The sequence below is a fragment of the Phormidesmis sp. 146-12 genome (assembly GCF_052939495.1).
Genome location: NZ_JBJPHS010000061.1, coordinates 22,568 through 39,215 on the forward strand (window position 1 = coordinate 22,568; position 16,648 = coordinate 39,215).

29 protein-coding genes are annotated in these 16,648 nt (G+C 49.6%); 26 read left to right on the forward strand and 3 right to left on the reverse strand.

The window, feature by feature from the left end; translation table 11 throughout:
• The first annotated feature begins 58 nt into the window (after positions 1 to 58).
• From rplP to ACKFKF_RS22590, 25 genes are all read left to right on the forward strand, one after another.
• A complete protein-coding gene (rplP, locus tag ACKFKF_RS22470) occupies positions 59 to 481 on the forward strand; it encodes a 50S ribosomal protein L16 (protein WP_446859504.1) in 423 nt (140 codons plus the stop codon).
• Positions 482 to 484: 3 nt separating this feature from the next.
• On the forward strand, positions 485 to 697 hold the full coding sequence (gene rpmC / locus ACKFKF_RS22475; protein ID WP_446869771.1) for a 50S ribosomal protein L29: 213 nt from the start codon (positions 485 to 487) through the stop codon (positions 695 to 697).
• A 57-nt stretch (positions 698 to 754) separates the two neighbouring features.
• The gene (gene rpsQ, locus ACKFKF_RS22480; protein WP_446859502.1) at positions 755 to 1,006 is read left to right on the forward strand and encodes a 30S ribosomal protein S17; all 252 of its coding nucleotides are present in this window, start codon (positions 755 to 757) and stop codon (positions 1,004 to 1,006) included.
• 17 nt (positions 1,007 to 1,023) lie between these two features.
• Complete coding sequence (gene rplN / locus ACKFKF_RS22485) at positions 1,024 to 1,392, forward strand: 50S ribosomal protein L14 (protein ID WP_446859501.1); 369 nt, start codon at positions 1,024 to 1,026, stop codon at positions 1,390 to 1,392.
• Positions 1,392 to 1,739, forward strand: a complete 348-nt coding sequence (gene rplX / locus ACKFKF_RS22490) for a 50S ribosomal protein L24 (protein WP_446859500.1) — start codon at positions 1,392 to 1,394, stop codon at positions 1,737 to 1,739. Before rplN ends, rplX begins: the two co-directional genes overlap by 1 nt.
• Before the next feature lie 101 nt (positions 1,740 to 1,840).
• A complete protein-coding gene (rplE, locus tag ACKFKF_RS22495; protein ID WP_446869772.1) occupies positions 1,841 to 2,386 on the forward strand; it encodes a 50S ribosomal protein L5 in 546 nt (181 codons plus the stop codon).
• Positions 2,387 to 2,409: 23 nt separating this feature from the next.
• Positions 2,410 to 2,811 (forward strand): 30S ribosomal protein S8, encoded by a 402-nt coding sequence (gene rpsH, locus ACKFKF_RS22500; protein WP_446859498.1) that lies wholly within the window; start codon positions 2,410 to 2,412, stop codon positions 2,809 to 2,811.
• Positions 2,812 to 2,979: 168 nt separating this feature from the next.
• Positions 2,980 to 3,528: a 50S ribosomal protein L6 gene (gene rplF, locus ACKFKF_RS22505; protein WP_446869773.1), complete on the forward strand. Its 549-nt coding sequence runs from the start codon at positions 2,980 to 2,982 to the stop codon at positions 3,526 to 3,528.
• Between the two features lie 3 nt (positions 3,529 to 3,531).
• A complete protein-coding gene (rplR, locus tag ACKFKF_RS22510) occupies positions 3,532 to 3,894 on the forward strand; it encodes a 50S ribosomal protein L18 (protein ID WP_446859496.1) in 363 nt (120 codons plus the stop codon).
• A gap of 9 nt (positions 3,895 to 3,903) precedes the next feature.
• A complete protein-coding gene (rpsE, locus tag ACKFKF_RS22515; protein ID WP_446859495.1) occupies positions 3,904 to 4,425 on the forward strand; it encodes a 30S ribosomal protein S5 in 522 nt (173 codons plus the stop codon).
• Positions 4,426 to 4,486: 61 nt separating this feature from the next.
• Positions 4,487 to 4,972 carry a 50S ribosomal protein L15 gene (rplO, locus tag ACKFKF_RS22520; protein ID WP_446859494.1) on the forward strand — a complete coding sequence of 162 codons (486 nt, stop codon included), beginning with the start codon at positions 4,487 to 4,489 and terminating at the stop codon, positions 4,970 to 4,972.
• A gap of 126 nt (positions 4,973 to 5,098) precedes the next feature.
• Positions 5,099 to 6,403 carry a preprotein translocase subunit SecY gene (secY, locus tag ACKFKF_RS22525; RefSeq protein WP_446859493.1) on the forward strand — a complete coding sequence of 435 codons (1,305 nt, stop codon included), beginning with the start codon at positions 5,099 to 5,101 and terminating at the stop codon, positions 6,401 to 6,403.
• The gene (locus tag ACKFKF_RS22530) at positions 6,403 to 6,951 is read left to right on the forward strand and encodes an adenylate kinase (protein WP_446869774.1); all 549 of its coding nucleotides are present in this window, start codon (positions 6,403 to 6,405) and stop codon (positions 6,949 to 6,951) included. The genes secY and ACKFKF_RS22530 overlap by 1 nt, the downstream gene beginning before the upstream one ends.
• Positions 6,952 to 7,130: 179 nt before the next feature.
• Complete coding sequence (gene infA, locus ACKFKF_RS22535) at positions 7,131 to 7,358, forward strand: translation initiation factor IF-1 (RefSeq protein WP_446859491.1); 228 nt, start codon at positions 7,131 to 7,133, stop codon at positions 7,356 to 7,358.
• Between the two features lie 98 nt (positions 7,359 to 7,456).
• Positions 7,457 to 7,570 (forward strand): 50S ribosomal protein L36, encoded by a 114-nt coding sequence (rpmJ, locus tag ACKFKF_RS22540; protein ID WP_073069333.1) that lies wholly within the window; start codon positions 7,457 to 7,459, stop codon positions 7,568 to 7,570.
• A gap of 89 nt (positions 7,571 to 7,659) precedes the next feature.
• Positions 7,660 to 8,043 (forward strand): 30S ribosomal protein S13, encoded by a 384-nt coding sequence (gene rpsM / locus ACKFKF_RS22545; RefSeq protein ID WP_446859490.1) that lies wholly within the window; start codon positions 7,660 to 7,662, stop codon positions 8,041 to 8,043.
• A 109-nt stretch (positions 8,044 to 8,152) separates the two neighbouring features.
• Entirely contained in the window at positions 8,153 to 8,548 is a 396-nt protein-coding gene (gene rpsK, locus ACKFKF_RS22550) for a 30S ribosomal protein S11 (RefSeq protein WP_446859489.1), read from the forward strand.
• A 95-nt stretch (positions 8,549 to 8,643) separates the two neighbouring features.
• Positions 8,644 to 9,591, forward strand: a complete 948-nt coding sequence (locus ACKFKF_RS22555) for a DNA-directed RNA polymerase subunit alpha (protein WP_446859488.1) — start codon at positions 8,644 to 8,646, stop codon at positions 9,589 to 9,591.
• A gap of 104 nt (positions 9,592 to 9,695) precedes the next feature.
• Positions 9,696 to 10,022, forward strand: coding sequence for a 50S ribosomal protein L17 (rplQ, locus tag ACKFKF_RS22560; protein ID WP_446859487.1), 327 nt, complete (start codon positions 9,696 to 9,698; stop codon positions 10,020 to 10,022).
• A gap of 4 nt (positions 10,023 to 10,026) precedes the next feature.
• Positions 10,027 to 10,878 carry a tRNA pseudouridine(38-40) synthase TruA gene (truA, locus tag ACKFKF_RS22565; protein ID WP_446859486.1) on the forward strand — a complete coding sequence of 284 codons (852 nt, stop codon included), beginning with the start codon at positions 10,027 to 10,029 and terminating at the stop codon, positions 10,876 to 10,878.
• A gap of 34 nt (positions 10,879 to 10,912) precedes the next feature.
• A complete protein-coding gene (gene rplM, locus ACKFKF_RS22570; protein ID WP_446859485.1) occupies positions 10,913 to 11,368 on the forward strand; it encodes a 50S ribosomal protein L13 in 456 nt (151 codons plus the stop codon).
• Positions 11,368 to 11,775 (forward strand): 30S ribosomal protein S9, encoded by a 408-nt coding sequence (gene rpsI, locus ACKFKF_RS22575; protein WP_446859484.1) that lies wholly within the window; start codon positions 11,368 to 11,370, stop codon positions 11,773 to 11,775. Before rplM ends, rpsI begins: the two co-directional genes overlap by 1 nt.
• A 63-nt stretch (positions 11,776 to 11,838) precedes the next feature.
• Positions 11,839 to 12,069 carry a 50S ribosomal protein L31 gene (rpmE, locus tag ACKFKF_RS22580; protein WP_446859483.1) on the forward strand — a complete coding sequence of 77 codons (231 nt, stop codon included), beginning with the start codon at positions 11,839 to 11,841 and terminating at the stop codon, positions 12,067 to 12,069.
• Positions 12,070 to 12,189: 120 nt separating this feature from the next.
• The gene (gene prfA, locus ACKFKF_RS22585) at positions 12,190 to 13,302 is read left to right on the forward strand and encodes a peptide chain release factor 1 (protein ID WP_446869775.1); all 1,113 of its coding nucleotides are present in this window, start codon (positions 12,190 to 12,192) and stop codon (positions 13,300 to 13,302) included.
• Positions 13,302 to 13,622 carry a hypothetical protein gene (locus ACKFKF_RS22590; protein WP_446869776.1) on the forward strand — a complete coding sequence of 107 codons (321 nt, stop codon included), beginning with the start codon at positions 13,302 to 13,304 and terminating at the stop codon, positions 13,620 to 13,622. The genes prfA and ACKFKF_RS22590 overlap by 1 nt, the downstream gene beginning before the upstream one ends.
• On the opposite strand, the gene ACKFKF_RS22595 is transcribed toward ACKFKF_RS22590, so the two are convergent.
• Together ACKFKF_RS22595 and ACKFKF_RS22600 are read right to left on the reverse strand one after the other, a co-directional pair.
• Entirely contained in the window at positions 13,615 to 14,109 is a 495-nt protein-coding gene (locus tag ACKFKF_RS22595; RefSeq protein WP_446869780.1) for an IS630 family transposase, read from the reverse strand. The two genes, ACKFKF_RS22590 and ACKFKF_RS22595, sit on opposite strands and share 8 nt — an antisense overlap.
• Positions 14,110 to 14,186: 77 nt before the next feature.
• Complete coding sequence (locus ACKFKF_RS22600; RefSeq protein WP_446869777.1) at positions 14,187 to 14,618, reverse strand: helix-turn-helix domain-containing protein; 432 nt, start codon at positions 14,616 to 14,618, stop codon at positions 14,187 to 14,189.
• 72 nt (positions 14,619 to 14,690) lie between these two features.
• On the opposite strand from ACKFKF_RS22600, the gene ACKFKF_RS22605 reads away from it, so the two are divergent.
• A complete protein-coding gene (locus ACKFKF_RS22605) occupies positions 14,691 to 15,032 on the forward strand; it encodes a type I restriction endonuclease (RefSeq protein WP_446869778.1) in 342 nt (113 codons plus the stop codon).
• A gap of 66 nt (positions 15,033 to 15,098) precedes the next feature.
• On the opposite strand, the gene ACKFKF_RS22610 is transcribed toward ACKFKF_RS22605, so the two are convergent.
• Positions 15,099 to 15,992 carry a tetratricopeptide repeat protein gene (locus ACKFKF_RS22610; RefSeq protein WP_446869779.1) on the reverse strand — a complete coding sequence of 298 codons (894 nt, stop codon included), beginning with the start codon at positions 15,990 to 15,992 and terminating at the stop codon, positions 15,099 to 15,101.
• Between the last annotated feature and the right edge of the window lie 656 nt (positions 15,993 to 16,648).

The following is a 16,648-nucleotide window of genomic DNA, read 5'->3' on the forward strand; positions in this document are numbered from 1 at the left end:
CAATCCTTCTCGCTCCTCACTCCTCACTCCTCACTCCTCACTCCATAGGTACTGAGTCATGTTAAGCCCAAGAAGAACAAAATTCCGCAAACAGCAGCGCGGACGAATGAGAGGAATGGCGACTCGTGGAGCCGACCTGAACTTTGGTGATTTTGGTTTACAGGCTTTAGAGCCAAGCTGGATCACCTCTCGTCAGATTGAAGCCAGTCGTCGAGCAATGACCCGCTACATCCGTCGGGGTGGCAAAATCTATATTCGGATTTTCCCAGACAAGCCGATCACGATGCGTCCCGCAGAAACTCGGATGGGTTCTGGTAAAGGTGCGCCCGAATTTTGGGTGGCAGTGGTTAAACCCGGTCGGATCTTGTTTGAGATCGCAGGCGTTCCCGAAGCGACGGCTCGTGAGGCTATGCGTCTAGCATCCTTCAAGCTGCCGATCAAAACGAAGTTCATCACACGCGAAGCCTCGGAGGAGTCCTAAATTATGCCTCTTCCCAAATTTGAAGACGCTAAAAACTTGAGTGACCAGGAATTGGCAGATCAGATCGTTGCAGTTAAACGGCAATTATTTGAACTGAGAATGCAAAAGGGCACTCGCCAATTAGAAAAGCCTCACCAGTTCAAGCACGCAAAACATCAGCTTTCTCAATTGCTGACCGTTGAGCGAGAACGGCAGTTGAAACCGACTGAAAGCTAGAAGGCTGAACCTGAAATCATTCCCATTCATCCTTCATTATTCAACTGGAGTATCTCAATGGCAGTAAAGGAAAGAGTTGGCTTAGTTGTCAGCGACAAGATGGACAAAACGGTGGTTGTGGCGGTTGAAAACCGATCGGCTCACCCCAAATACGGCAAGATCGTGGTGCGAACCCAGCGGTACAAAGCCCACGATGAAGAAAATAAGTGCAAGGAAGGCGATCGCGTTCGCATTCAGGAAACTCGACCCCTCAGCCGCACTAAGCGATGGGTTGTGTCTGAAATCCTGAGTACTGCCTTTAAAGGTTAAACACGAGGGACTTAGACATGATTCAACAAGAAAGTTATCTCAACGTAGCGGACAACAGTGGCGCACGTAAGCTGATGTGTATCCGTGTGATTGGCGGCGGTAACCGTCGCTATGGCGGAGTCGGTGACGTGATCATCGCGGTCGTTAAAGATGCCATTCCAAACATGGCGGTCAAAAAGTCTGATGTGGTTCGGGCGGTGATTGTCCGTACCAGACACACGATGCGTCGGGACAGCGGCATGAGTATTCGGTTTGATGACAACGCCGCCGTGATCATCAACGCGGATGGCAACCCTAGAGGCACTCGCGTCTTTGGCCCGGTAGCTCGTGAATTGCGCGACAAGAGCTTTACCAAAATCGTTTCCCTCGCTCCGGAGGTTCTGTAATGGCGACTAAACAAAAACCCGCTGTTCGTTACAAAATGCACGTCAAGAAAGGCGACACCGTTCAGGTGATTGCTGGAAGCGACAAGGGCAAAGTGGGCGAGATCCTGCAAACGATTTCCAAGACGAGCAAAGTCATTGTTAAAGGTGTAAACCTTCGCACCAAGCACGTCAAGCCTCAGCAAGAAGGTGAATCGGGTCAGATTGTGGTTCAAGAAGCCCCAATTCATAGCTCTAACGTCATGCTTTATTCCGAAAAGCAAAAAGTCGCCAGCCGCGTTTGCCACACGATCAACTCGGACGGCAAGAAAGTGCGGATGTTGAAGAAAACAGGCGAAATCATCGACTAAAGAGTTTTGAGTTCCAACGTTTAGGTTCTTTAACCTCAGCGCTCGAAACTCAAAACTCGAAACTATATCCCTGACCAAGCCCAGGGCAAGGACTCGAAACTATGGCACAACGATTAAAAGATCAGTATCAAGAAAAAATTGTCCCGAAACTCACGGAGCAATTCAACTACACGAACGTCCACCAAGTTCCGAAGGTGGTCAAAATCACGATCAACCGGGGATTGGGCGAAGCGTCACAGAATGCCAAGGCGCTAGAAGCTTCTATCAATGAGATCGCGACGATCGCCGGACAAAAACCTGTCGTGACTCGCGCCAAAAAAGCAATCGCAGGCTTCAAAATCCGAGAAGGAATGCCCGTTGGGGTGATGGTGACGCTGAGAGGTGATCGCATGTTCGCGTTTCTCGATCGCTTGATCAACCTTTCACTTCCTCGCATTCGTGACTTCCGAGGCATTAGCCCCAAAAGCTTTGATGGACGTGGCAACTACACCCTCGGTCTGAGAGAGCAACTGATCTTTCCAGAGATCGAGTACGACAGCATTGATCAGATTCGCGGGATGGACATTTCAATCATCACAACTGCAAACACCGACGAAGAAGGTCGCGCCCTGCTTAAAGAAATGGGTATGCCTTTTCGAGAAAATTGATGCAGTTTCATTAAGAGGGAACTATGGCGGCTAACGACACAATTTCAGACATGCTGACGCGCATCCGCAACGCAAGTTTGGCGCGGCATCAAACCACGGAAGTCCTATGTACCAAAATGACCCACAGCATTGCCAAAGTGCTACAGGCTGAAGGGTTTATTTCGGGCTATGAAGAATCGGGCGAAGGGGTCGATCGACGGCTCGTTCTATCCTTAAAGTACAAAGGTAAAAACCGCAAACCGATTATCACAGCCTTGAAACGAGTCAGCAAACCCGGTCTGCGCGTCTATGTCAACCGGAAGGAACTGCCCCGTGTGCTGGGTGGAATTGGCATTGCAATTGTCTCGACTTCTAGCGGCATTATGACCGATCGGGAAGCTCGACGGACTGGAGTCGGCGGTGAGGTTCTTTGCTACGTCTGGTAAGTCTGGATATTATTCGTTGCTGTTTGGCTCACAGCGAATTGGACTCTAGATCTCAGGCATCAGACGTTGGACTGGATCAAGCTAAAAATCACGATCAAAGGCTAGAGTCTCAAGTCTCAAGTCCGCCGCTAACAGCTAAACGCTTCTATCAATAAAGGTAATTCAGCTATGTCTCGGATTGGTAAACGTCTCATTGATATTCCCGCCAAGGTGACGGTCACGATCGATGGTCAGCATGTGGCGGTCAAAGGGCCCAAGGGCGAGCTTTCACGAGTGCTTCCCCCAGAAGTGATTGTGGAACAGGAAGGGACAACGGTCGAAGTCAAGCGTCGGGATGAGTCTCGTGCGGCTCGTCAGCGTCATGGTCTGTGCCGCACGCTTGTGGCCAATATGGTCGAGGGCGTATCCACGGGATTCCAGCGTCGTCTGGAGATTCAAGGCGTGGGCTATCGGGCCCAAGTGCAGGGAAGAAACCTGATCCTCAACGTCGGATACAGTAAGCCTGTCGATATTCCGCCTCCAGATGGGATTCAGCTTGCAGTGGAAGGCAACACAAACGTGATTGTCAGCGGAATTGATAAAGAAATTGTCGGCAATACAGCAGCCAAAATTCGCGCCGTTCGCCCTCCCGAACCCTACAAAGGGAAGGGAATTCGCTATGCAGGCGAAGCGGTCAGACGCAAGGTTGGTAAGTCCGGTGGTAAAGGGAAGAAATAAGCCATGAAACTGAATCGTAAAGACTCCACTCGCCGTCGTCACACTCGCATTCGTAAACGCGTCGAAGGTACTTCAGAACGCCCTCGTCTCGCAGTGTTTCGATCAAATCAGCACATCTATGCTCAAGTGATCGACGACACGGCTCAACATACGCTGGCTTCGGCTTCGACCCTCGATCCCGAACTGAAAGAAAAGCTCGAATCATTCGCAAATCAGGAAGCTTCGGCAGAAGTGGGTAAGCTGGTAGCGCAACGCGCGATCGCCAAGGGCATTCAGTCGGTGGTCTTCGATCGCGGTGGCAATCTCTATCATGGTCGGGTCAAATCATTGGCAGACGCTGCCCGTGAAGCTGGTTTGAATTTCTAGGAGAAACTCATGGCAAAAGGTCGTAAAAGTAACAAGCCTCGTGAAGAGAAATCGGACTGGCAAGAGCGGGTGGTTCAGATTCGCCGGGTGACGAAGGTCGTCAAGGGCGGTAAAAAACTGAGCTTCCGGGCGATCGTCGTCGTCGGTAACGAGCGGGGTCAAGTCGGGGTCGGCGTTGGTAAGGCCAGCGATGTCATCGGCGCGGTTAAGAAAGGCGTTGCGGATGGCAAGAAGCATCTTGTAGAAGTCCCTTTGACCAAATCCAATTCAATTCCTCATCCAACCAATGGCAGCGGTGGCGGCGCAAAAGTAATGATGCGTCCAGCGGCTCCAGGGACTGGGGTAATTGCTGGGGGAGCCGTTCGGACAGTTCTCGAACTTGCGGGCGTGAAGAACATTCTGGCCAAACAGCTTGGTTCTGGCAATCCGCTCAACAATGCACGGGCGGCGGTCAGTGCGTTGGATGGACTGCGAACCTTCGCGGAAGTGGCTGAAGAACGGGGTGTTCCAGTCGAAAACCTCTACGCTTAGTCTCTCAAGATTGAGTCGAGAGATTAGGTCAAGAAACTTTCATTAGCACTGACTAAACACTATGAGAATCGATGATGTAGCGCCTCAACAAGGTGCAACCAAACGTGGCCGTCGAGTCGGTCGAGGTATTGCTGCCGGACAAGGTGCAAGCTGTGGCTTTGGAATGCGGGGTCAAAAGTCTCGTTCCGGTCGCCCGACTCGCCCAGGCTTTGAAGGCGGACAAACGCCTCTGTATCGCCGACTACCCAAACGCAAGTATTTCACTGTGATCAATCGGCAAAACTACACTGTGATCAATGTGGGCGACCTGGCGGAGCTTGCTGCTAACACAGGGGTTAATCTGGCTTCCTTGATGGAAGTGGGCATTGTCACTCAAGATGACGGGCCGCTGAAAATTTTGGGTGACGGAGACTTGTCTGTAGCTCTGAACGTCCAAGCGACCAGCTTTACAGAGGGTGCCCGCGCTAAAATCGAAGCAGCTGGCGGCACCTGTGAAGTCTTGGAACCCAAACCAACCTGGCATCGTGCCCCCAAGGTGAAAGCATAGCCGTTTCAACAGCTCACTAAACGTCATCCTTGCCGGGGTGGCGCTTTCTAGTCTCAAAATAAGCACCTTCTGGAACTGGGCAAATCGGTCTGCTAGGCTACGAATATATGTACGAGGTGTTCTTTTATGGTCGTTAGTCGAGATAAAGCTCCAACCGCTCAGGAAACCTTTTCTCAGATGGCTCAAGCTGCCGGACTTAGAGGGCGTTTGCTCTTGACGATCGGCTTACTGATTCTGGTTCGCCTGGGGATTTATATTCCGCTACCGGGGATCGATCGGGCCGCTTTTGCTGCCAACATTTCGGGCAACTCGGCTCTCAGTTTTGTTGACTTGTTTGCTGGCGGTGGTCTGAGAACCCTGGGAATTTTTGCACTGGGGATCTTGCCGTTTATCAACGCCTCGATTATTTTGCAATTACTGACTACGGCAATCCCACAGTTAGAAGACTTGCAGAAGAATGAAGGAGAAGCCGGACGGCGCAAGATTTCTCAAATCACTCGCTATGTGGCGTTAGGGTTAGCAATTGTTCAAAGTTCGCTGTTGGCGATCGGGCTACTTCGTCCTTTTGCGCTGGATGCAGGCCCCCTATTTGTTGCTGAAACGGCATTGGCGCTGTCTGCGGGTTCAATGTTTGTGATGTGGGTTGGTGAAGTCATTACGGAGCGAGGCATTGGAAACGGGGCCTCCTTGCTGATTTTCTTAAACATCGTTTCAACCTTGCCGACTTCGTTAGGAAAAACATTTGAGTTAGCGCAGAGTGGCGATCGCAGCGTTGTGGGTGGTGTTGTGATTCTACTGCTTGTGTTCCTGGCGATGGTGATTGGAATCGTTTTTGTTCAAGAGGGCACTCGTCGAATTCCGATCATTTCAGCCCGCCGTCAGGTTGGTCGTCGCCAGTATCTAGAAAGAAGCAGCTATCTACCGCTCCGCCTTAACCAGGGTGGGGTCATGCCGATCATTTTCGCCTCTACGGTTCTGACTCTTCCGGCGCTGGTTGCTCAGGCGCTCCAAAATGCGTCCGTCAGCCAGTTTCTTGGAACTTATTTGGGGCCGACTTCTTGGGCACACAATCTTGTCTATCTTGTGTTGATTCTCTTCTTCAGCTACTTTTATGCTTCGCTTGTGGTTCAGCCCGATGAGATGTCAAAGAACTTGAAGAAGATGGGTGCAAGTATTCCAGGAATTCGTCCCGGAAAGGCGACGACTGAGTACATTGAGCGAGTCTTAAATCGGTTGACATTTCTGGGTGCGATCTTTCTAGGAGTGGTCGCGATCGTCCCTACGATCGTGGAGAGCGCAACTAGGGTTCCAACCTTTCAGGGGTTAGGCGCAACTTCACTCCTAATTCTGGTTGGGGTCGCGATTGACACGGCGAAACAAATTCAAACTTACGTCATCTCCCAGAGATACGAAGGAATGGTGAAACAGTAGTGGCTCGACTCATCTTTCTAGGCCCACCCGGAGCAGGCAAAGGTACCCAGGCAATGGTCTTGGCTTCCCTTAAACAGATCCCTCATATTTCCACAGGCGAAATTTTACGAGCGGCGGTTGCTGGGCAGACAATCCTAGGAGTCAAAGCCAAGGGATACATGGATCGGGGAGAACTTGTTCCGGATCAGCTTGTGATTGACCTGATTCGAGAACGACTGGGAGAGTCGGATGCTGAGGCTGGCTGGATTCTAGACGGATACCCGCGTAATGTAGCCCAAGCCGACTCTCTAGCGGAATTAGTCACGGAACTGGGTCAGACCCTTGATCGCGTCGTCAATTTAGACGTTCCAGACGAAACCCTGGTAGAGCGTTTGTTGAGTCGCGGACGCAAGGACGATAGCGAGGAAGTGATTCGCCGTCGCTTAGAGGTTTACCGGGAGCAAACCGCACCCCTGATCAAATACTACGAAGCTCACCAGAATTTGACCACGGTTGACGGCGATCGCCCACTGGAAGAAGTCACGACTGCCCTAAAAGAGATTGTTTAGCACAAGACTTAATGAGTCGGCCCGCTCCCAATTTCTTAGCTGCGGTGGGTTCTACCCCTTGTTTTCTGATATGGTCACCTTCCTGATATGCAGAAAGCAAATTTAATGCTCTAAACTGGAAAAGATGGTGTAAACTCTCTTGACTCCAAAAATGTTTTGTTGTAACGGAGGAAAACAGTTTGTCTAAACAAGATTTGATTGAAATGGAAGGGACGGTGGTTGACTCCCTGCCGAATGCAATGTTTCGCGTCGATTTGGATAACGGCTTTAACGTTCTTGCTCATATTTCTGGCAAGATTCGTCGCAACTACATTAAGATTTTGCCGGGCGATCGCGTCAAGGTTGAACTTACGCCCTACGACTTGACCAAGGGCAGAATTACCTATCGCTTGCGAAACAAAAAATAAAAATGGTTTTAAAAGGCTGTAGCGAAATCTACCTTTGACAAAAACTATAAAAAATTGTTAGAATGTTGTGTTTGTTGCAGTGTTGCCAAGGTTAAGGCATGAAAGTTCGAGCGTCAGTCAAGAAGATTTGTGAAAAGTGCCGCGTCATCCGCCGTCGGGGTCGCGTGATGGTGATTTGTGAAAATCCCAAGCACAAACAGCGCCAAGGTTAGTTGGTAGACTTGCCTCAGAGGAAGGGGACTTCTAGGCAAGCAGGGTAATATCTACATCCTCAAGCAATTCAGTATAGGGAGAGAGAAGCGTGGCACGGATTGCCGGAGTAGACCTTCCCCGCGATAAGCGCGTTGAGATTGGTCTGACATACATTTACGGAATTGGACTCACCAGAGCAAAAGAAGTGATCGCCAAAACAGGCGTGAACCCGGATACTCGCGTTAGAGATTTGAGCGATGCGGATGTTTCGGCCCTTCGAGAAGCGGTCGAAAGTGGTTATCAAGTCGAAGGTGACTTACGACGATTTGACAACCTGAACGTCAAACGATTGATGGATATCGGCTGCTATCGCGGTCGTCGTCATCGTCTTGGCTTACCCGTTCGCGGACAACGAACTCGCACCAACGCCCGGACTCGTCGCGGTGGTCGTCGAACTGTGGCCGGTAAGAAGAAAGCGCCCGGTAAGAAATAAGTAGACTCCAGACTCTAGACCTGAGATTTTGGATTCGTCCAAAGTCCATCGTCTAGAGTCTAAAGTTCCTTCTCAGCACTCATTTAGAACCTCAGATCAGAGTTTAGACATGGCGAGACAACCAACCAGAAAGACTGGCCCCCGTAAGCAAAAGAAAAACGTCCCCAGCGGCGTGGCTTACATTTCATCAACGTTTAACAACACGATCGTCACCATCTCTGATACAGGTGGCGAAGTCATCTCGTGGGCCTCTGCTGGCTCCAGTGGATTCAAGGGTGCGAAGAAAGGAACGCCTTTTGCGGCTCAAACTGCGGCAGAAAGTGCAGCCCGTCGCGCAATGGATCAAGGAATGCGTCAGTTAGAAGTGATGGTCAGCGGGCCGGGAGCCGGTCGAGAGACCGCGATTCGGGCACTGCAAGGGGCAGGGTTAGAAATTACTCTGATTCGTGATATCACTCCGATTCCTCACAATGGCTGCCGTCCACCCAAGCGTCGTCGAGTCTAAGCGTTTGGGTTGTGTTTGCCAGCTATCCAGAAAAGGTTCGGGTTTGAGTCAAATGAGGGAAAGCCCTCACGATCAAGGAGAAGGGAGGTCACTCCGTGGCACAGTTTCAGGTTGAATGTGTAGAGTCCACAACGGACAAAGACCAGAGCCAGTACAGCAAGTTTATTTTAGAGACGCTAGAGCGGGGTCAAGGCACGACCGTTGGTAACGCTTTGCGGCGGGTTTTGCTGTCAAACCTGGAAGGAACCGCAGCAACGGCTGTTCGGATTGCGGGCGTTTCTCACGAGTTTGCCACCATTCCAGGGGTACGCGAGGATGTTCTAGACATTCTTCTCAACATGAAGAAGGTGGTCTTTAAGAGCTATTCTGCTCAACCTCAGATTGGTCGATTGCTGGTGCAAGGGCCTGCGACGGTGACGGCCGAGCAGTTCGATCTCCCGGCTGAGGTGGAGCTAGTCGATCCCGATCAATATATTGCAACGCTTTCGGCGGGTTCTACGCTGGAAATGGAGTTCAGAATTGAGAAAGGCAAAGGTTACCGAGCGGTTGACAAAAATCGTGAGGAAACCGCAGCGCTGGACTTTTTGCAGATTGATTCTGTGTTCATGCCCGTTCGGAAGGTGAATTACAGTGTTGAAGATGCGAGAGGCGGCGGTGCGACTGAGAAAGACCGTCTCCTGATGGAGATTTGGACAAATGGCAGCTTAACGCCTCAAGAAGCGTTGAGTCAGGCTGCTAACATCTTGGTTGATTTGTTCAATCCCCTTAAAGACATTCCTTCTGAACCTGCCGATGATGATTTCACTGGAGAGGACGGGCCAGAAAGTCAGATTCCGATCGAAGAGCTTCAACTCTCGGTTCGCGCTTACAACTGCTTGAAGCGGGCGCAAATTAACTCAGTTGCTGACCTGCTCGACTACAGCCAGGAAGACCTGCTTGAAATAAAGAATTTCGGGCAAAAGTCGGCCGAAGAAGTGGTCGAAGCCTTACAGCAACGGTTAGGAATTACTCTGCCTCAAGAGAAATCCCAAAAGTCCAACTAAAATCCGTTTTGAGTTCTGGGTTGAGTCATTAGCCTGGAACTTAGAATTTGGAACGAAGTCCCTCTACTTATAAACTTGTTATGCGTCATCGTTGCAGAGTTCCCATGCTTGGAAAACCTGCGGATCAGCGTAAAGCGCTCTTGCGATCGCTTACCACTGAACTGATCCGCAACGGTCGAATCAAGACGACCAAAGTTCGCGCCAAGGCCATGCGCCCTGAAGTCGAAAAGATGATTACCCTCGCTAAAGACGGTTCCCTCTCGGCCCGTCGTCAAGCCATGGGATACATCTTCGACAAACAACTGGTTCACGCCCTGTTTGAGCAAGCTCCAGAACGGTACGCCGATCGCCAAGGTGGCTACACCCGGATTATCCGAACTGTTCCCCGACGCGGCGACAACGCAGAAATGGCGTACATCGAATTGACTTAACCTCATGCTCGCTGCTCAACCCCAACCAACTCAACGCATTGCCTTAGTTATTCAATACTTGGGCACTCGTTTTCATGGGTGGCAGCGTCAGCCGAATCAGCGAACCGTTCAGGAAGAAATTGAGACGGCGCTGCGATCGGTTCTTAACCGCCCAGTGGTGATTCACGCAGCAGGAAGAACTGATACAGGCGTTCACGCAGCCGCCCAAGTCGTCCATTTTGATGCCGAAACTCTGATTCCGGCTCATCGTTGGGCAGATGTTTTAAATTCTCGTTTGCCTGACGATATTCTGATTCGCGCCTCGACTTCAGTTCATTCGACCTGGCACGCTCGATTTTCTGCGGTGTGGAGACGTTACCGTTACACGCTATTTACGGATGCCCGTCCCAATCTGTTTGTCGCGCCTTACGCTTGGCACTATTACTATGAGCCGTTGGATGAGACGCTGATTCAGAAGGCGCTGAATCCGATGCTGGGTCGGCACCATTTGGCAGCCTTTCATCGTGCGGGATCGAGTCGTCCGCATTCCTGGGTGGATGTTCAGGCGGCAGAGTGTCAGCGTCAGGGAGCCTTTTTGTACATTGAAGTTCAGGCCAGCGGCTTTTTGTATGGAATGATGCGGCTGTTGGTGGGATTGCTGGTGCAGGTGGGGCGAGGAGAGCGATCGCCCGATGACTTCACCCAACTCTGGACGGCGGAACGTCGAGAAGAAGTGAAATACGCTGCCCCGTCTCAAGGCTTGTGTTTGTTGAGGGTTGGCTATCCTGATTCGCCCTTCTCGCCCGATGTTTGGTTTGATAGCCAGCCGAGGCTAGTTCTGCCAAGTCCGACCGATTTAGAGTATTGCTTGAGTTAGCTCGATCGCAAATTTTTACAAGACTGAAGAAATCATGGAAAAGACCTATCTCCCTCCTGTCGATTCTCTAGAACGCAATTGGTACGTCATTGATGCAGCCAATCAGCGCTTGGGACGACTCTCCACTGAAATCGCGATGATTTTACGCGGTAAGAACAAGCCTACTTATACCCCTTCGATGGATACAGGCGATTTTGTAATCGTCATCAATGCTGAGAAAGTGGATGTGACCGGGAAAAAACGCTTTCAGAAGATCTATCGCCGCAACTCTGGGCGTCCTGGTGGAATGAAAACCGAGACGTTTGACAAACTGCAAGCTCGAATTCCAGAGCGAATCATCGAACATGCGGTGAAAGGAATGCTGCCCAAAAATTCTCTGGGTCGCCAACTATTCACCAAGCTGAAAGTTTATGCGGGAGCGGCTCATCCCCATGCCGCCCAACAGCCTCAAGTTCTACAAATCAATACCATTCCCGGAGAAGATAGCTAATGCAAGCCACTGAAGGTCGTGTCGTTTATCTTGGCACAGGTCGCCGTAAGTCTGCGGTGGCCAGAGTTCGTCTGGTTCCGGGTGATGGAACGCTGACAGTGAACGGTAAAGCTGGAGATCTGTATCTTCAATTCAATCCTGAGTATATTTCAGCGGCAAAGGCTCCCTTGGAAACCTTGGGACTCGAAGGTGAGTATGACATTCTCGTGAATGCTCACGGGGGCGGATTGACGGGACAAGCGGATGCGATTCGTCTCGGTGTGGCTCGTGCCCTGTGTCAGCTTGACCCTGAAAACCGTAAGCCTTTGAAGACGGAAGGCTACCTGACTCGTGATCCCCGTGCCAAAGAGCGGAAGAAATACGGTCTGCGGAAAGCGCGTAAGGCTCCTCAGTTCTCGAAACGGTAGGAAGCTGGCTCACAGCAGATTGCTAAAAGCTAAAATAGATCTAGAAAGATTGGAGAAATTTCGATGCCCAAACCTGACATTCATCCCAAGTGGTACCCAGAGGCGAAAGTCTACTGTAATGGCGAAGTCGTCATGACCATCGGTTCCACCAAGCCCGAACTGCATGTTGACGTGTGGTCTGGCAATCACCCATTCTTTACCGGGACGCAAAAGATTATTGATACCGAGGGTCGTGTGGAACGATTCTTGCGGAAGTATGGCATGACGGACGACTCAGCCGGACAAGCAAAGTAGCCAAGCTAGGCGGTTTGGATTTTAGAGTTTGGATTGATGTCCGACTTCTGGATTCAATCTCTCCGAGGATCGCCCCAACCGATCGTGGAGCCTAGTTAACCCCTACTTTTTTCTGGTCTCATGGCTGAATCTTATTTAATTGACAAGCTGAATTCCGTTGAGCAAACTTTTAATGAGTTGACTCGGCGGATGAGTGATCCTGACATTGCTAAAAATCCGGCTGAGTTTCAAGAAGTGGCAAAGGCGCGATCGTCTCTAGAGACAGTCGTCAATACTTATGAAGCCTGGCGCAAAACTCAGCAGGATCTGGCCGACGCTCGGCAAATTGTTAAAGAGTCGGGCAGCGATCAGGAGTTGCAGCAAATGGCTGCGATGGAAGCTGAAGAGCTTCAGCAAAGCCTCAATGATTTGGAAACTCGACTGAAAGTGATGCTGCTGCCCAGCGATCCGAATGATGACCGAAACATCATGTTGGAAATTCGAGCGGGGACAGGTGGCGATGAGGCGAGTATTTGGGCGGGTGATTTGCTGCGGATGTATTCTCGTTATGCGGAGACGAAGCGCTGGAAAGTGAAGCTGGTCAGTGAGTCTCTGGCAGACATGGGCGGCTTTAAGGAAGCAGTTCTGGAGATTCAGGGCGATCGCGTCTACAGCGAACTGAAATTTGAGGCGGGAGTTCACCGAGTCCAGCGGGTTCCTTTAACCGAAGCGTCGGGACGAGTTCACACGTCAACCGCGACGGTCGCGGTGATGCCGGAAGTGGACGAAGTGGAAGTTCACATTGACCCCAAAGATATTGAATTGACGACAGCGCGATCGGGTGGTGCGGGTGGTCAGAACGTCAACAAAGTGGAAACCGCAGTTGATCTACGACACAAGCCAACGGGGATTCGGATTTTTTGCACTGAGGAACGATCGCAACTGCAAAACCGCGAACGAGCGATGCAGATTCTTCGAGCCAAACTGTATGAACTGAAGCTGCAAGAACAGCAAGAGGCAGTGACTTCGCTGCGGATGTCTCAGGTGGGGACGGGATCGCGATCGGAAAAGATTCGTACCTACAACTACAAAGATAGTCGCGTCACAGATCACCGTTTGGGCAAAAACTTTTCGCTGCCGCCTGTGTTGGAGGGCGACCTGGAAGAGTTGATTCAAAGCTGCATTTCTCAAGACCAGCAAGAGCGACTAGAAGTCTTGGCAGCAGAGAGTGGAAACCAAGCAGCGGTGAGTTGATGGTTCAAATTACTGCCATCACTGATGCCATTACGACTTTAGCCGAAGCTGAAAATCAGTTTGGGTTGAGGCGGACTGAAGATGAGCAGTTCTTTAAAGAGTGGATTGAAGGGTTACCTGATCTGACGGATGTCGATCGGGAAGTTTTGGACACGCTTCGACGAAGATATGTGTATCACCGTACTGATGGCGACTTATTAGAAGGGACTGTCTCTTTGCTGATGGCTTCGCCACTTTTGGCTGTAGCAGGATTTTATAATCCGCCGTTTAAGGTGAAAGCAGAGCCAACGGTTCAAATCACGTTATACCAAATCAACTAGAGATAGATACAGATAGGGCATTCATGATGAATGGATATTGTGTCACAGCAGCAATCCAATCCGGTGTCAGATAGCCCAACACTTCGCGCAGTGCTGTCCTCAACTCATCTAGGGTGGCAAAGATTTCTCCTTTGAAATCCAGCTTCAAATCTTCCCACAGACGCTCAATCGGATTGAGTTCCGGACTGTGAGGGGGCTGATAAAGTAAGACAATGTTCTCCGGGATGCAAAGCTTGTGGCTGGAATGAGCGGGAGCTTGATCGACTTGAATCACATTCAGGACATGGGGATACGCTTGGGCAACTAGGTCTAAAAACACCTCAAAACAAGCGGTATCGAGATGGGAAAATTCGTAGAAGAACGACTCACCGGTACTGGGGGCAACCACCCCATATAGCCAAATTGCTTCTCTGGGCCACTGCACCGGCTGTGCCGGTTTGACACCCAGGGCGGTGATGCGTTTGCCTAATGTGGTCAGTAATCCCAGGCGGGTTTCATCTTAACACCAATATTTCAACGGGCGGATTCTCCCATCCTCCTCCAAAATATCGCTCAGTTCAGCCCCTAAGATCTTTTAAAAAAGTCCACTTTTTGCGGGTCTTGCTCAGTGCTGATGGGTCGAGGTCGCTTCGGTTTTGCCCCAAGTCGATAGCAAACATGCTTATGGATGCCTTCATAGGTGATCTCATGATCGTACTCAGTCTTCAGCCACTCTTGGATTTCGCCGTAGCTACTGAACCCGACTGGACTGGACAGTCGCTCTATTAAGACTGCTTGAGCTGCCTCCGGGATTTGACAGGTTCGACCGATTGGGACTTCACGGGTTAACAGTTCCTCCATGCCGCCATGATCGTATTTACTCAACCAACGCTGTAGCGTAATGCGCCCTCGTCCTAGCAGTTCGGCGGCGTGAGTCACCGATTTGGCTTGACCACTTTGCAGAAGATACAGTAGTTGAATCCGTTCTTTACTGCGAGCATGGCACTGAGTGTGCATGAGATTTTTGAGGTGCCATCTTGTTAGCCTCTTAACTTGACTACATTATATCTGTATCATTAGTTGGACGGTTTGGTATTAGATGATGGTGAAGAGGTTTTGCGGGGGCGGATCGATGTCTTGGTGATGCAAAACCAGTTCTGGGTTGTAATTTTAGAATCCAAGAAAACGACTCTTGCTGTCTTGGCTGCTTTACCTCAAGCGCTGACCTATCTCATGGCAAGTCCCCATCCTGATCAACCTGGCTTTGGCATGATTACGAATGGAGATGACATTCTTTTTGTGAAGTTGGCTCAGGGTAAAGTTTCTCAATATTCGCTTTCGCGAGTGTTCGCGCCCTTCACCTCAGCTAGAGAGCTTTACAATGCAACGCGGGTGCTAAAGCGGATTGGTCAGGTTATTACTCAGAAATAGTATTAGCCTTTGACTAACCATCTAACTGTTAAGAGGAATAATTTTATAGTCCATCAACAAGGGAAGCTAAATGTTGAGCAACTTCTTAAATCGTTCGTCATTTCTAATGAAGTCAAAGTCTGAATCAGTTTGTGCCATTGTTCTATATTTACCATCAGGAGTAAGTTTAGTTGCTTCTTTCAGGCTTTCAACTGCCAGTTCAACTTCATTTTGTAGCGAAAGATAACACGCTTTGTTATACCAAGCTCTAGCATAGTTAGGTTTGATTTCGATAGCCTTCTCACATGACAGGATTGCTTCTTTAGGCTGCTCTGACCATCTAAGAGCAGAACCTCTCTCGACCCATGCAGAATAGTGATCAGGGTCAATTTGAATAACTTTTTCATGAGCAATAATTGCTTCTTTGTATCGTCTCAATCTTCTCAATGCCTTCCCTTTACCAAACCAAGCATCAAGGTAGTCAGGTCTCATTTGATTGGCTTTTTCATAAGAAGCAAGTGCGTCATCATACCGAGACTCAAAGTAGAAAGCTTGTCCCTGCTTTATGTAATCTTCTGCTGTAAACAACTGCGGAATTGCAGAGTCCAGAAGATTAAGCTGCGTGGTGAGCCTTTGAAGTTTCTGTTGTCGCTTGGGTGTGCTTTGAGATTCTTCAAAACTGAGTGTTTGTTGCATTGGTGGCAGTATTCCTGAAAGTTGATGTAAAAGCTCCTCTCTAAATTTCTCGCCATCAACCCTTATTTGCGACATCTTGCTATGGAAGTCTAGCTTCATTTCCTCAAAATCTTTACTAAATGCTTCTTTTCGATTATTAATTTCTGACCTCACTCCATTGCCTAGTTGCATTTCTACTGCTTGCTCAATTTTTTCTTCTTTTAATTGCTCTGCCACTTTTTGGTCAAGCTTTTTATCGATTTGTTCGTTGAATTGCTTTTCCAACTGATTCTCTAGATCGCTCACTATGCGTTGGCGAAATGTCCACAGTACACCAGCCGTTATGGTGAGACAGGGCAAACGCATAAAAAAATTGGGTGACTACCCTGCAAGGCTTCCAGACCTCATGGGCAAAAATGCTTAGAGGCTGAAATCCTCAATCTGAAAGGATCAAGAATTTTCATGCGTTTGCCCTGTTATGGTGAGAGCAATGGATAGTATTCCAAACGCTTTGTCAACCTCTTGTCGGGCGACTCTATACGCTTCCAACCGAATGTTCTCAAATTGAACTTTTTCAAGCTCTTTATCTTGCTTAGGTAAAGTTGTAGAACTGGGTGTTAGTTGCCGAGGTGAGAAAATTGGCTTAGGTTGAGCGATCGTAGTACTAGCAGACAGCAAGCAGATTGAGACTGTCAAAGCGAACCGGGGTTGAATTCTCGTATCAACTTATACCAAATCAACCAACAAATGATACTCATAAAAAATCAGTTAATTAACCGATTTCTATCTCTCAGATTTGAAAAAACCCCATCAGGGAAGCCGTTTCAAAGTCCCCCAAAATGGGGGATTTAGGGGGCGAGGATCTGTATCAGTAACTAGTGAATTTGGTATTAGTGAGCAACTAATAGACCTGGTTGCCTGACAGAAGTAGGTGAAACCCAACAAACACGAGGAAATTAGTG